We start from the raw sequence: 11,917 nt of genomic DNA on the forward strand, positions 1-11,917 counted from the left end.
CTTAGACGCGCCAACGAATCCAGGCTGCACACACTATGAACGCTCCCACATCTTCCGGTTTCCGCTGCGGCATGGTTGCCATCGTCGGCCGGCCCAACGTCGGCAAATCGACGCTCATGAACGCGCTCGTCGGCCAGAAGGTGAGCATCACCTCGCGCAAGGCGCAGACGACGCGCCATCGCATCACCGGCATCAACACGATCGACGACGCGCAGTACATCTTCGTCGATACCCCCGGCTTCCAGACGCGCCACAGCGGCGCGCTCAACCGCTCGCTGAATCGCGCGGTGACGTCGACGCTCAGTTCGGTCGATGCGATTCTCTTCGTCATCGAAGCGGGCCGCTTCGGCCCTGATGATCAGCGGGTGCTCGACCTCATTCCGGCCGGCACGCCCACGCTTTTGATCGCGAACAAGCTCGACCGCGTCGGCGATAAAGATTCGCTCTTTCCGTTCATGCAGCAGATGTCGGCGTTGCGCGAGTTTCGCGAGATCGTGCCGCTGGCGGCGAAGCATCCGGAGGACATCAAGCGCCTGATGTCGGTAATCAAGCCGTATCTGCCGGAAGGCGAGCCGATCTACGGCGAAGACGACCTCACCGACCGCAGCGAGCGGTTCCTCGCCGCCGAGATCCTGCGCGAGAAAGTCTTCCGCTGGACCGGCGACGAGTTGCCGTACACGAGCACCGTGCTCATCGACAAATTCGAAACCGAAGGCCGCCTGCGCCGCGTGTTCGCGACGATTCTCGTCGACCGCGACGGACACAAGGCGATGATCATCGGGCAGAAGGGCGCGAAACTGAAGCAGATCAGCACCGAGGCGCGGCTCGACATGGAGAAGCTTTTCGACGGCCCCGTGTATCTCGAAACCTTCGTCAAGGTGAAGAGCGGCTGGGCGGACAACGAAGCAGGCTTGCGCGCATACGGTTACGAATGACGCATGGACCGAAATCATGGACGCCGGCACCAGCGACGCGTGGATGACTCCGCCCGCCGACGGTCGTCCTGACGACGACTTCGACGCCACCGCGCAACCCGAGCGGCCCGCGCGGGCCGTGGCGAAGCGCCGCCGCGCGCCTTCGTCCGCCACCGGCGGCGCGGACAAGCCGAAACCGCGCGCCGCGCCGCGCTCGGACTTTCGCGTCAACGAACAGCCGGGCTTCGTGCTGCATAGCTATCCCTATCGCGAGACGAGTCTCGTCATCGATGTCTTCTCGCGCGATCACGGGCGTATCGCGCTCGTCGCGAAGGGCGCGAAGCGTCCGCACTCCGCGCTGCGCGGCGTGCTGCAGACCTTTCAGCCGCTCGGGCTCTCGTGGACGGGCAAGGGCGAAGTCCGCACGCTGACCACGGCGGAATGGGTCGGCGGCATGCTGCCTTTGACCGGCGACGCGCTGCTCTGCGGCTTCTATGTCAACGAACTGCTCGTGAAGTTCTGCGCCCGCGAGGACGCGCATCCCGCGCTTTTCAATCACTACGTGCTGACGCTCTCGCGCCTCGCGCATGGCGAACCGGCGGTCCAGGTGCTGCGCTCGTTCGAGCGCGTGCTGTTGCGCGAAACCGGTTATGCGATGGCGCTCACGCGCACGGTCACACGCGAGAGTGTGGTCGCGGAAGGCCGCTACACGTTCGATCCGGAACGGGGCGTGCGCGAAGCGTCCGACGATTTTCCTCCGCAATGGCCGGTCATCGCCGGGCAGACGCTGATCGACATGGAGCGCGACGACTACGGCAGCGCCCAGACCGCCGTGCAAAGCAAGACGCTGATGCGCTTCCTGCTGAACTATCACCTGGGCGGCGCGCCGCTCGCCACCCGTCAGATTCTGATCGACCTGCAAAATCTATGAGCTTCTTTCTCTCATCGCCCGCGAGCGTGATCGATCTCGGCGTGAACATCGATCACGTCGCCACCTTGCGCAATGCACGCGGCACGTCTTATCCCGATCCGATCCGCGCCGCGCTCGCCGCCGAGGAAGCAGGCGCCGACGCGATCACGCTGCATTTGCGCGAGGATCGCCGTCATATCGTCGATGCCGATGTACGCACGCTGCGACCGCTCCTCAGGACGCGGATGAACCTCGAATGCGCGGTGACGCGCGAGATGCTCGACATCGCGTGCGAGATCAAGCCGCACGATGTCTGCCTCGTGCCGGAGAAGCGCCAGGAGCTGACGACCGAAGGCGGCCTCGACGTCGCTGGCCAGTTCGAATCGGTGAAGGCCGCGTGCAAACAACTGGCCGATGCGGGCATTCGCGTGTCGCTGTTCATCGATCCCGACGAGACGCAGATTCGCGCGGCGACGGAAGCGCAGGCGCCGGTCATCGAACTGCATACGGGCCGTTATGCCGAAGCCCACGACGAAGCCGCGCAGCAGCGCGAATTCGAGCGCGTCGCGAAGAGCGTCGATTTCGGCAATTCGCTCGGGCTGAAGGTCAACGCTGGACACGGCCTGCACTATACGAACGTGCAGCCGATCGCCGCGCTCGATGGCATCGTCGAACTGAACATCGGCCATGCGATCGTCGCGCACGCGATCTTCGCCGGCTGGGACAACGCCGTGCGCGAGATGAAGGCCATCATGGTCGCATCGCGGCTCGCGTCGCAAACGAAACGCTGAGCGCGGCATCATGGCGATCTACGGAATCGGCACGGACCTCGTGCAAGTAAGCCGCGTCGCGGCGGTCATGGAGCGCACGAAAGGGCGCTTCGCCGAGAAAGTGCTCGGCCCCGACGAACTGCGCATCTATCACGCACGCCGCGCCCGCTCGGAAGTGCGCGGTCTCGCGTTTCTCGCGACGCGCTTTTCCGCCAAGGAAGCGTTCTCGAAGGCGATCGGCCTCGGCATGCGCTGGCCGATGACATGGCGCGCGCTGCAGACGCTCAACGAGCCGAGCGGCAAGCCGGTCGTCGTGGCGTCGGGCGAACTGGCCGAATGGCTCGCGCAACGCGGCATCACCGCGCAAGTTACCGTCACCGACGAGCGTGACTACGCGGTGACCTTCGTCGTCGCGGAAGTCGCGGACAAGGCGTGACAGCACAACCACCACCCAAGAAAACCAATTGAATCCGATGAAACGCATTCCCGGCCCCGTCATGCTCGACGTCGCCGGCACGACGCTCTCTGACGCGGATATCGAGCGCCTCACGCATCCGATGACGGGCGGCATCATCCTCTTCAAGCGCCATTTCGAGGACCGCGCGCAGCTCGTCGCGCTGACCGATGCGATCCGCGCGGTGCGCGATGACATCCTGATCGCCGTCGATCACGAAGGCGGGCGCGTGCAGCGCTTCCGCACCGATGGCTTCACGGTGCTGCCCGCGCCCGGCAAGCTCGGCGCGTTGTGGGACAAGGACGTGCTCGCAGCCACCAAAGCGGCGACTGCGTTCGGCTACGTGCTCGCGTCGGAGTTGCGCGCGTGCGGCATCGACATGAGCTTTACGCCGGTGCTCGATCTCGACTACGGCCAGTCGCAGGTGATCGGCGATCGCGCGCTGCACAGCGATCCGCGCGTCGTGACGATGCTGGCCAAGAGCCTGAATCACGGCCTCGCGCTCGCCGGCATGGCGAACTGCGGCAAGCACTTTCCGGGGCACGGCTTCGCATCGGCGGATTCGCATGTCGCGCTGCCGACCGACGATCGCCCGCTCGATGAAATCCTCGCCGCCGACGTGCGTCCCTACGACTGGCTCGGGCTGTCGCTTGCGTCGGTGATTCCGGCGCACGTGATCTACACGCAAGTCGACGAGAAGCCCGCCGGCTTTTCGCGCATCTGGCTGCAGGACATCCTGCGCGGCAAGCTGGGCTTCAACGGCGCAATCTTCAGCGATGATCTCTCGATGGAAGCTGCGCGCGCGGGCGGCACGCTTACCGAAGCCGCGACGGCCGCGCTGACGGCGGGCTGCGACATGGTGCTGATCTGCAATCAGCCGGAGGAGGCGGGCAAGGTGCTGGAGCAACTGCGCTTTACGCCGTCGAAGGCATCGCAGCAGCGCATCCGGCAGATGCGTCCGCGCGGCAAGGCGTTGCGCTGGAGCAAGCTGCAGAATCAGCCGGAATATCAGGCGGCCCGGACGTTGATCGCGAGCGCGTTGAGCTGAAGTCCGTCGGATGGACACAAAAAAACGCCACGGCATGCGAACTGCCGTGGCGTTCTTTTTTGGCGGCTGTAAAGCCTACGGTTCCAGCTTCATCCGCTGCAGCTTGTTGTAGAGCGTCTTCGGGCTGATGCCAAGCAGCGTCGCCGCGCGATGCCGCGTCCCGCCGACCGCTTCGAGCGTCGCGCGAATCAGCATGTCTTCGACATCCGCGAGCGCCGTGCCGACGGTCACCTGCACGCTGCTGCCGTTGAGGCCGCGCCCGCCCGGACCGCCTTGCTCGTCGGCGCGCAATGTTTCGATCGTCTCGCCCGATGCGTGGTACGCGCGCCGCACGCGATCCCGCATTTCGCGCACGTTGCCCGGCCAGTCATTCGCGATGCACTCGCGCAGGAACGACGGGCTGATGCGCTTCGGCGAGCCGCTCGTGATTCCGGCGATGTGATTCTCGCGATTGAGTTCATCGACGAATTGCTCGGCCATCAGCGCGATGTCGTCGTCGCGTTCGCGCAGCGGCGGCAGCACGATCGACGACGCGGACAGCCGCTGGAACAGGTCCTCGCGCAGCGCGCCGCTCGTCACGGCATCGCGCGCCGGCGTGCGCGACGATGCGATCAGGCGGAAGTCGGTCATGATGCGATTGCTGCCGCCGACGCGCATGAACGTCTGCGAATCGAGCGCGCGCAACAGCGCTTCCTGCTGGGGGGCGGGCAATGAATCGATCTGGTCGAGGAACAGCGTGCCGCCGCCGGATTGCTCGAGCAGGCCCGGCTCGCGATTCTCCGCGCCCGCGAACGCATTGCGCTCGTGGCCGAAGAGGATGCTTTCCATCGAGCGGTGCGTGCCGTCAGCGCGCGCGGTCGAGCAGTCGAAGCTCACGAACGGTCCCTTGCGGCGGCGGCTCAACTGGTGAATGGTGCGCGCCGCCAGCTTCTTGCCCGTGCCCGGCTCGCCGCAGATCAGCACGGCGGCTTCGGTCGGCGCGGTGTGCTCGATCTGGTCGTAGACCTGCTGCATGACCGCGCTGCGGCCGAGCATCTCGCCGAAATGGCCGAGCTCGCGCAGCGTCGAACGCAGCGACTGCACTTCCTCGGTCAGCTCGTAGGGACGCGGAATCCGCGCGAGCAGGCTGCGCAAACGCGGGATGTTGACCGGCTTCAGCAAGTAATCCCAGATGCCGTGCCGCAACCCTTCGATCGCGCTTTCGACCGTCGCGTTACCGGTCATCACGATGACGGGCAGCGCTCCGTCAGGCGGTTGCGACGGCAGGCTCGGCAGCAGATCGAGGCCGCTGCCGTCGGGCAGGTTGAGGTCGATCAGTACGACATCGGGGATGAAGCGCGTCAGCGCGGCGCGCGCCTCGGCGAGCGTGGTCGCGGTATCGACGGAAAAGCCGTCCGCCGACAGGATCGCGGACAGGCCGGACAGGCTGTTGGGATCGTCTTCGACAATCAGTGCGTGTGGCATGGCAGACACAACGTATCAAAAGAGACTGTAATTGCCGTTGCAGCATGCGTCGCCGGTCAAGGGCGATGCTTGGAACTCGGGCGCTCGTGGGCGGGCTGCGGCGCGTTGTCATGCTTCGACTGCGCGGCGCGTTGGATCCCGCTGCGGTTTGTTCTTGTCCTGCGCTTGGGTATCGACTACTGCGTCATTGCGGCTTGATGTGCAGATCGTTGCTGATGGATTGCACGCCCGACACGCTGCGGGTTACGGCGACGGCCTTCTGAATCTGTTCCTCCGAATTCACGTTACCGGACAACTGAACGACACCGCGATAAGTCGCCACGCTGACCGCGAGCGATTTCAATCCCGGATCGGCAAGCAATGCCGCTTTCACGCGCGCGGTCACCGAGGCGTCCGATGCGTAATCTGCGGCCGGCTCGCCGGTCGCGGCGGACTGGCATCCCGCCGTCAACGCGAAAGCAGGCAGCGCAAGCGCCGCAACGATCGGCCACTGGCCAAAGCGAAAGCGCTGGAAGTGCATCTGGTGCCGTGTTTAGTCCCGATGCGCGGATAAAGCAGGAATTGTGCCAAATTGTAAAAACCAGCTCGCGCGGCAAGGTACGGCCATGTAGTTACAACAAAAACAGCAACATAGGCGAGGAAAGGGCCGGCTTGCTGCATCAAGACCATTGCTTTCAAGCGGTAAAGTTTGCCTGAATTTGTCAAAAAATTCATGCAAAAGAAAAAGCGCCCGCGATGGGGCGCTTTCATTGACAGCCTTGACCGGCGGTTCCGTCACCGCCGCCCGGCGCCGGGCGTGGCCGGCGTAAGGCTTACGCGATGCCGCTTCAGGCGCGGCTGCGGTATTCGTTCGTGCGCGTGTCGATTTCGATCTTGTCGCCGATGTTGCAGAAGAGCGGCACTTGCAGTTCGAAGCCGGTGTGCAGCTTCGCGGTCTTCAGCACCTTGCCCGACGACGTATCGCCCTTGACGGCCGGTTCCGTGTAGACGATTTCGCGAACCAGCGTGGTCGGCAGTTCGACCGAGATGGCCTTCTCGTTGTAGAACACGACTTCGCAAGCCATGCCATCTTCGAGATAGTGGAGCGCGTCGCCCATCATTTCGGCTTCGACTTCGTACTGGTTGTAGTCGGCGTCCATGAAGACGTACATCGGGTCCGCGAAGTACGAGTACGTCACTTCCTTGCGCTCGAGCACGACGACGTCGAACTTGTCGTCGGCCTTGTAGACCGTTTCCATGCCGGCGTTCGTCAGCAGGTTCTTGAACTTCATTTTCACGACCGCTGAGTTACGGCCGGACTTGTTGTATTCGGCACGCTGCACGACCATGGCATCGTTACCGATCATGACGACGTTGCCGACGCGGAGTTCTTGTGCGGTCTTCATAAAAACTGGGTCCTTACGATTGAATTTGGCTTCAGTGTTGCCGTGGATTGCTGATCTGCGGATTAGATCGATTCAGGTGGAGCGCCGTCCGCGGTAACAAAACTGCGGCCTGCGCTCGGATAACCGCTTATTTTAACTGAGTTTTTGCTGATTTGGCCAGCCGCCGGGCAGGCGCGCCCGTGTCAGCCGCCCATGCGCGCAGCCACGTGCGCGACGAGGTTGCCCGCCAGATCGCCGACGTCCGCGAGTTCATCGGCCCACTGCGCCGCACGCGCCTCGAATTCCCCCCGATGCCGCCGGAAATCCGCCCAGTCCGGCGTGCCCGCGCCGTTCCACGCATGCCAGAAGCGATTGATCGCATCCCGCGCCGAGGGCGAAAGTCCGCTGGCGTAATGGGCGAGGGCGGCATCGAGTTTTGGCAGATGCGCGTCGTCGGCTTGCGGGTAGATGTGCCACGCGAACGGCTTTTGCGCCCATTGCGCGCGCACGAACGAGTCTTCGCCGCGCACGAAGTTGAAATCGGCGGCCCAGAGCAGTTCGTCGAAACGCGGCTGCTCGACGAAACCCAGCGCATGCGCCTGCAGCGCGCCCGCACGCGCCGATGCTCCCGCAGCGAACTTCGGCAGGCCGAAGAAGCGCGCGATCGCGCCGGAAATGCGCCCCTCCGGCACCAGCAGCACGACGGGCGACGCGCCATCGCGCCACTGCGCGAGCAGCGCATCGACGGCGGGGTTCTCGTACGCGAACAGCGAGATCACCGTCGATGCCTCGTCGGGCCGCTCGATGCCCGCGCGCTCCCGCCACCACGTCGCGGCATCGAAGCGTTCGCGGGCGGCATCGAGGCCGCGCTCCTTCAGCACGCCGCCCGTGCCCGCGCCGAGGCCGGGGAAGAAGAAGCTCTTCTCGAGCGGATAGCGCGGATGCGGCGACGGCCGCAGGTGGAGATCGGCGACCCAGTCTTCGCCGCTCAGATACTCGAGGTTGACCCACACGGGCTTCGGCTCGCGACGCGCCATCGCGGCGATGTACGCGTGCGGAATCTCGCACGCGAACGCTTCGACGACGACATCGGCAATCTCGAGCGCGTCGCCCGCATGCGCCGGCTCGCGCCAGTGTTCGATGACGACGCCCGCCGCTTCCTGCCGCGCGAGCGACGTATCGACGGCGGGGCACAGCGCGTGGAAGACGGCGAGATCGTCCACGAAGAGCCGCACGCGCCAGCCGTGCTCCGCGCGAAGCTGACGCGCGAGCCGCCAGCACACGCCGATATCGCCGAAGTTGTCGACGACCGCGCAGAAGATGTCGCAGGCGAGTTCCGGGCCTGCTTGATGCGACGGGGGCGTGGACATGGCGGCATGAGCGGCGGCGAGACCGCGTCGTAATGTTCTAAACTGGCGATTCTAAGACACGGTGCGCCGCCTGCCTTGTCCCTTCCGCGCACCGTCACGATATTCGCTGCATGACTCAGACCGACGCCCCCGATCCGACTTTCGACCCGAAGAAGACGCTTGTGCAGTTGCCGCATCTGCCGGGCGTGTACCGCTATTACGACGGCGACGGCAACGTGCTCTACGTCGGCAAGGCTCGCAACCTGAAGAAACGCGTGTCGAGCTACTTCACGAAGACGCTGCATTCGCCGCGCATCGCGATGATGGTCACGCGCATCCGCAAGATCGAGACGACCGTCACGCGCTCTGAAGCCGAAGCGCTGCTGCTCGAGAACAACCTGATCAAGGCACTCGCGCCGCGCTACAACATCCTCTTTCGCGACGACAAGTCGTACCCGTTCCTCAAGCTGACCGGGCACGCGTTTCCGCGCATGGCTTATTACCGCGGCGCGGTCGACAAGAAGAATCAGTATTTCGGGCCGTTTCCGAGCGCCTGGGCGGTGCGCGAGAGCATTCAAATCTTGCAGCGCGTGTTCCAGTTGCGCACGTGCGAGGACTCGGTGTTCAGCAACCGCACGCGTCCGTGTCTTCTGCATCAAATCGGGCGATGCACCGCGCCTTGTACCGGTCTCATCACCAAAGAGGATTACGCACGCGATGTATCGAACGCGTCGCGCTTTCTGCTTGGCCGGCAGGGCGAAGTGATGAAAGAACTGGAAGAAAAGATGCATGCGTTCGCAGCCGAGCTGAAGTTCGAGCAGGCGGCGGCGGTGCGCAATCAGATGAGTTCGCTGTCGACGGTGCTGCATCAACAGGCGATCGAAGTCGGCGGTGAAAGCGATGTCGATATCCTCGCGGTCGTCGCGCTGGGCGGGAAGGTGTGCGTGAATCTGGCGATGGTGCGCGGCGGCCGCCATCTCGGTGACAAGGCGTATTTCCCGGCGCACGTGGAAAGCGCGATGCCGCTTCCCGAGGACGACGAAACCGGCCTCGAAGACGACGAAACGGGCCTCGAAGACGACGAAACCGTCGAAGCCGTCGAAGCCGTCGGAGCCGTCGGAGCGGACGCGACAGCACTCGTCGATGTTCCCGCGCCGGAAATCGAAGCGATCGCGAATGCCGCACGAGACGAGGCGCAGGCGGAAGACGGCGTGCAGTTGACGACGGAAGGCGATGCGGACGCGGCCCGCGTCGAAGCTCAACTGGACGTCGAAGACGAGACCGAACCCGCCGCGCGCGAAGGCGCGCTCGAATCCGAAGTGCTGGAAGCGTTCATGGCGCAGCACTACATCGGCAATCGCGTGCCGCCGGTGCTCGTCGTGAGTCATGCTCCGGCGAGCCGCGAACTCGTCGATCTGCTGATGGAGCAGGCCGGGCACAAGGTCACGCTGCTGCGTCAGCCGCAAGGTCAGAAGCGCGTCTGGCTGTCGATGGCCGAACAGAACGCGAAACTCGCGCTCGCGCGTCTTTTGTCGGAGCAGGGCTCGCAGCAGGCGCGCACGCGCTCGCTCGCGGAAACGCTCGGGCTCGACATGGACGACCTCGCGCTGATGCGCATCGAGTGCTTCGACATCAGCCATACGATGGGCGAGGCGACGCAGGCGTCGTGTGTGGTGTATCACCATCACAAGATGCAGTCGGGCGAATATCGGCGCTACAACATCACCGGCATCACGCCCGGCGACGATTACGCCGCGATGCGCCAGGTGCTCACGCGCCGCTACGAGAAGATGGTCGCGCAGGCGGCGGCGAACGCGAACGAGGAAGCCGCGACGATGCAGCCGGATGACGCCGCCGATCCCAACGTCACGCCCGACGCCGCGCCGGCCGTGGCCGCGGGCGGCACGCTGCCGAATATCGTGCTGATCGACGGCGGCAAGGGGCAGGTGGAAATCGCGCGGCAGGTGTTTTCGGAGCTTGGGCTCGACCATGGCATGCTGGTGGGCGTCGCGAAGGGCGAGGGGCGCAAGGTCGGCCTCGAAACGCTGATCTTCGCGGACGGCCGTCCCGCGCTCGAGCTCGGCAAGGAAAGCGCGGCGCTAATGCTGGTCGCTCAAATCCGCGATGAAGCGCACCGCTTTGCGATTACCGGCATGCGGGCGAAGCGGGCGAAGACGCGCCAGACATCGCGGCTGGAAGAACTCGAAGGCGTCGGCGCGAAGCGGCGTCAGCGCCTGTTGTCGCGGTTCGGCGGCTTGCGCGGCGTGCAGGCGGCGAGCGTCGAGGACCTGGCGAGCGTCGAGGGCATATCGCTTGCGCTTGCACAGCAGATTTACCGGCAGTTGCATTGACGAGCGGCCCCGCTGCGCGCCGCTTCGGGGCCTTCAGCCGCGCCTTGTGAGCGTCGGATCGACGCGGCACAATGGCGCCTCCAACCCCTCACGCACTCGATCTCACTTTCGCCCATGCCGTTCAACCTACCGATCTTCCTGACGTGGCTGCGAATCGTGCTGATTCCGCTCGTCGTGGGCGTGTTCTATCTGCCGGACATGATGTTGAGCCTCGAGCATCGCAACCTGCTCGCGATGGTCATATTCGTGCTCGCTGCGCTCACCGATTGGTTCGACGGCTTCCTCGCGCGCAAGCTCAATCAGACGTCGGCGTTCGGCGCATTTCTCGATCCGGTCGCCGACAAGCTGATGGTCACCGCCGCGCTGCTCGTGCTTGTGCAGAGCGCGCGGCTCAACGCGGTGATCGCGCTCGTGATCGTCGGACGCGAGATCACCATTTCGGCGCTGCGTGAATGGATGGCGCAGATCGGCGCATCGAAGAGCGTGGCGGTGAATTCGCTCGGCAAGTTCAAGACGGTCTGCCAGATGGTCGCCATTCCGATGCTGCTGTTCTACGGCCGCCTGAATATCCCGGGCACGCAGTGGGTGCTCGACTCGCGCGTGTGGGGTTTGTGGCTTATCAATGTCGCGGCGTTTCTCACCGTCTGGTCGATGTTCTACTACATGAAGCTGGCCTGGCCGCAGATTCGCGAGCGCGGCGGCATGCTTTGAAACAGTCGGCAGGGTAAGCGCAAAAAATTGCGTCGAAGCCGAAAAAACCGCAGACAAAACAGTTGACAGGTCTCTTTGGCTTCTACATAATCTCGTTTCTCTGATGCGCGACGCGGAGCAGCAAGGAAGCGAAGCAGTCAGTTAAGCAGTAAATAAGCAGCAAATGCGGGAGTAGCTCAGTTGGTAGAGCGCAACCTTGCCAAGGTTGAGGTCGCGAGTTCGAGCCTCGTCTCCCGCTCCAGTTTGAAAGTTTCGGTGTGAGCAGCGCTCATCGGTTCGGTCGGCGAAGCGGCATCGGAAAGGCAGTAGCAGCGCAGGATATGCGGGAGTAGCTCAGTTGGTAGAGCGCAACCTTGCCAAGGTTGAGGTCGCGAGTTCGAGCCTCGTCTCCCGCTCCAGTCAAAGGGGAAGCAAAGCTTCCCTTTTTGTTTGGTAGACTGGCCGACTCAGATTGGCTGGCAAGCCACACCGCTTTTGGCGCGATAGCAAAGCGGTTATGCAGCGGCCTGCAAAGCCGTTTAGACCGGTTCGACTCCGGTTCGCGCCTCCACTTAAAAAGCCCTGACTCGTCAGGGCTTTTTC

11 protein-coding genes and 3 tRNA genes are annotated in these 11,917 nt (G+C 64.1%); 10 read left to right on the forward strand and 4 right to left on the reverse strand.

What is annotated here, in order from left to right; all coding sequences use genetic code 11:
• Positions 1–35 precede the first annotated feature (35 nt).
• From era to nagZ, 5 genes are read left to right on the forward strand one after another with little or no spacing between them, the layout of a single operon-like run.
• On the forward strand, positions 36–935 hold the full coding sequence (era, locus tag LDZ21_RS04250; RefSeq protein ID WP_244794358.1) for a GTPase Era: 900 nt from the start codon (positions 36–38) through the stop codon (positions 933–935).
• 16 nt (positions 936–951) lie between these two features.
• A complete protein-coding gene (gene recO, locus LDZ21_RS04255; RefSeq protein ID WP_035959583.1) occupies positions 952–1,845 on the forward strand; it encodes a DNA repair protein RecO in 894 nt (297 codons plus the stop codon).
• Positions 1,842–2,615 carry a pyridoxine 5'-phosphate synthase gene (gene pdxJ, locus LDZ21_RS04260; protein ID WP_244794359.1) on the forward strand — a complete coding sequence of 258 codons (774 nt, stop codon included), beginning with the start codon at positions 1,842–1,844 and terminating at the stop codon, positions 2,613–2,615. Before recO ends, pdxJ begins: the two co-directional genes overlap by 4 nt.
• Before the next feature lie 10 nt (positions 2,616–2,625).
• The gene (acpS, locus tag LDZ21_RS04265) at positions 2,626–3,030 is read left to right on the forward strand and encodes a holo-ACP synthase (protein ID WP_035959581.1); all 405 of its coding nucleotides are present in this window, start codon (positions 2,626–2,628) and stop codon (positions 3,028–3,030) included.
• Between the two features lie 37 nt (positions 3,031–3,067).
• Positions 3,068–4,096: a beta-N-acetylhexosaminidase gene (gene nagZ, locus LDZ21_RS04270; RefSeq protein ID WP_244794360.1), complete on the forward strand. Its 1,029-nt coding sequence runs from the start codon at positions 3,068–3,070 to the stop codon at positions 4,094–4,096.
• 75 nt (positions 4,097–4,171) lie between these two features.
• Here nagZ and LDZ21_RS04275 read toward each other — a convergent pair whose 3' ends face one another.
• The 4 genes from LDZ21_RS04275 to earP all read right to left on the reverse strand — a co-directional run bounded on the left by LDZ21_RS04275 (position 4,172) and on the right by earP (position 8,294).
• Positions 4,172–5,560: a sigma-54-dependent transcriptional regulator gene (locus tag LDZ21_RS04275; RefSeq protein ID WP_244794361.1), complete on the reverse strand. Its 1,389-nt coding sequence runs from the start codon at positions 5,558–5,560 to the stop codon at positions 4,172–4,174.
• A gap of 184 nt (positions 5,561–5,744) precedes the next feature.
• The gene (locus LDZ21_RS04280; RefSeq protein WP_244794362.1) at positions 5,745–6,080 is read right to left on the reverse strand and encodes a BON domain-containing protein; all 336 of its coding nucleotides are present in this window, start codon (positions 6,078–6,080) and stop codon (positions 5,745–5,747) included.
• 307 nt (positions 6,081–6,387) lie between these two features.
• On the reverse strand, positions 6,388–6,945 hold the full coding sequence (efp, locus tag LDZ21_RS04285; RefSeq protein WP_035959576.1) for an elongation factor P: 558 nt from the start codon (positions 6,943–6,945) through the stop codon (positions 6,388–6,390).
• Positions 6,946–7,127: 182 nt separating this feature from the next.
• Positions 7,128–8,294, reverse strand: coding sequence for an elongation factor P maturation arginine rhamnosyltransferase EarP (gene earP, locus LDZ21_RS04290; RefSeq protein ID WP_244794363.1), 1,167 nt, complete (start codon positions 8,292–8,294; stop codon positions 7,128–7,130).
• Between the two features lie 110 nt (positions 8,295–8,404).
• Here earP and uvrC point away from each other — a divergent pair, with 110 nt between their 5' ends.
• The 5 genes from uvrC (at position 8,405) to LDZ21_RS04315 (ending at position 11,885) form a co-directional block, all read left to right on the forward strand.
• On the forward strand, positions 8,405–10,624 hold the full coding sequence (uvrC, locus tag LDZ21_RS04295) for an excinuclease ABC subunit UvrC (RefSeq protein ID WP_244794364.1): 2,220 nt from the start codon (positions 8,405–8,407) through the stop codon (positions 10,622–10,624).
• Positions 10,625–10,738: 114 nt separating this feature from the next.
• Complete coding sequence (pgsA, locus tag LDZ21_RS04300; protein ID WP_035959573.1) at positions 10,739–11,335, forward strand: CDP-diacylglycerol--glycerol-3-phosphate 3-phosphatidyltransferase; 597 nt, start codon at positions 10,739–10,741, stop codon at positions 11,333–11,335.
• Positions 11,336–11,500: 165 nt separating this feature from the next.
• Positions 11,501–11,576: transfer RNA gene (locus LDZ21_RS04305), tRNA-Gly, on the forward strand.
• An 81-nt stretch (positions 11,577–11,657) separates the two neighbouring features.
• Positions 11,658–11,733, forward strand: a tRNA-Gly gene (locus tag LDZ21_RS04310).
• Between the two features lie 78 nt (positions 11,734–11,811).
• A tRNA-Cys gene (locus LDZ21_RS04315) sits at positions 11,812–11,885 on the forward strand.
• Positions 11,886–11,917: the final 32 nt, after the last annotated feature.

Origin of the sequence: Caballeronia grimmiae (assembly GCF_022879615.1) — a bacterium.
In the GTDB taxonomy this organism is placed as follows: Bacteria; Pseudomonadota; Gammaproteobacteria; order Burkholderiales; family Burkholderiaceae; genus Caballeronia; species Caballeronia grimmiae.

Bases quoted from the DNA above. Each gene is read 5' to 3' on its own strand.
- acpS (WP_035959581.1), top strand. From the start codon at position 2,626: ATGGCGATCTACGGAATCGGCACGGACCTCGTGCAAGTAAGCCGCGTC.
- era (WP_244794358.1), top strand. From the start codon at position 36: ATGAACGCTCCCACATCTTCCGGTTTCCGCTGCGGCATGGTTGCCATC.
- earP (WP_244794363.1), bottom strand. From the start codon at position 8,294: ATGTCCACGCCCCCGTCGCATCAAGCAGGCCCGGAACTCGCCTGCGAC.
- pgsA (WP_035959573.1), top strand. From the start codon at position 10,739: ATGCCGTTCAACCTACCGATCTTCCTGACGTGGCTGCGAATCGTGCTG.
- pdxJ (WP_244794359.1), top strand. From the start codon at position 1,842: ATGAGCTTCTTTCTCTCATCGCCCGCGAGCGTGATCGATCTCGGCGTG.
- nagZ (WP_244794360.1), top strand. From the start codon at position 3,068: ATGAAACGCATTCCCGGCCCCGTCATGCTCGACGTCGCCGGCACGACG.
- LDZ21_RS04280 (WP_244794362.1), bottom strand. From the start codon at position 6,080: ATGCACTTCCAGCGCTTTCGCTTTGGCCAGTGGCCGATCGTTGCGGCG.
- uvrC (WP_244794364.1), top strand. From the start codon at position 8,405: ATGACTCAGACCGACGCCCCCGATCCGACTTTCGACCCGAAGAAGACG.
- efp (WP_035959576.1), bottom strand. From the start codon at position 6,945: ATGAAGACCGCACAAGAACTCCGCGTCGGCAACGTCGTCATGATCGGT.
- LDZ21_RS04275 (WP_244794361.1), bottom strand. From the start codon at position 5,560: ATGCCACACGCACTGATTGTCGAAGACGATCCCAACAGCCTGTCCGGC.
- recO (WP_035959583.1), top strand. From the start codon at position 952: ATGGACGCCGGCACCAGCGACGCGTGGATGACTCCGCCCGCCGACGGT.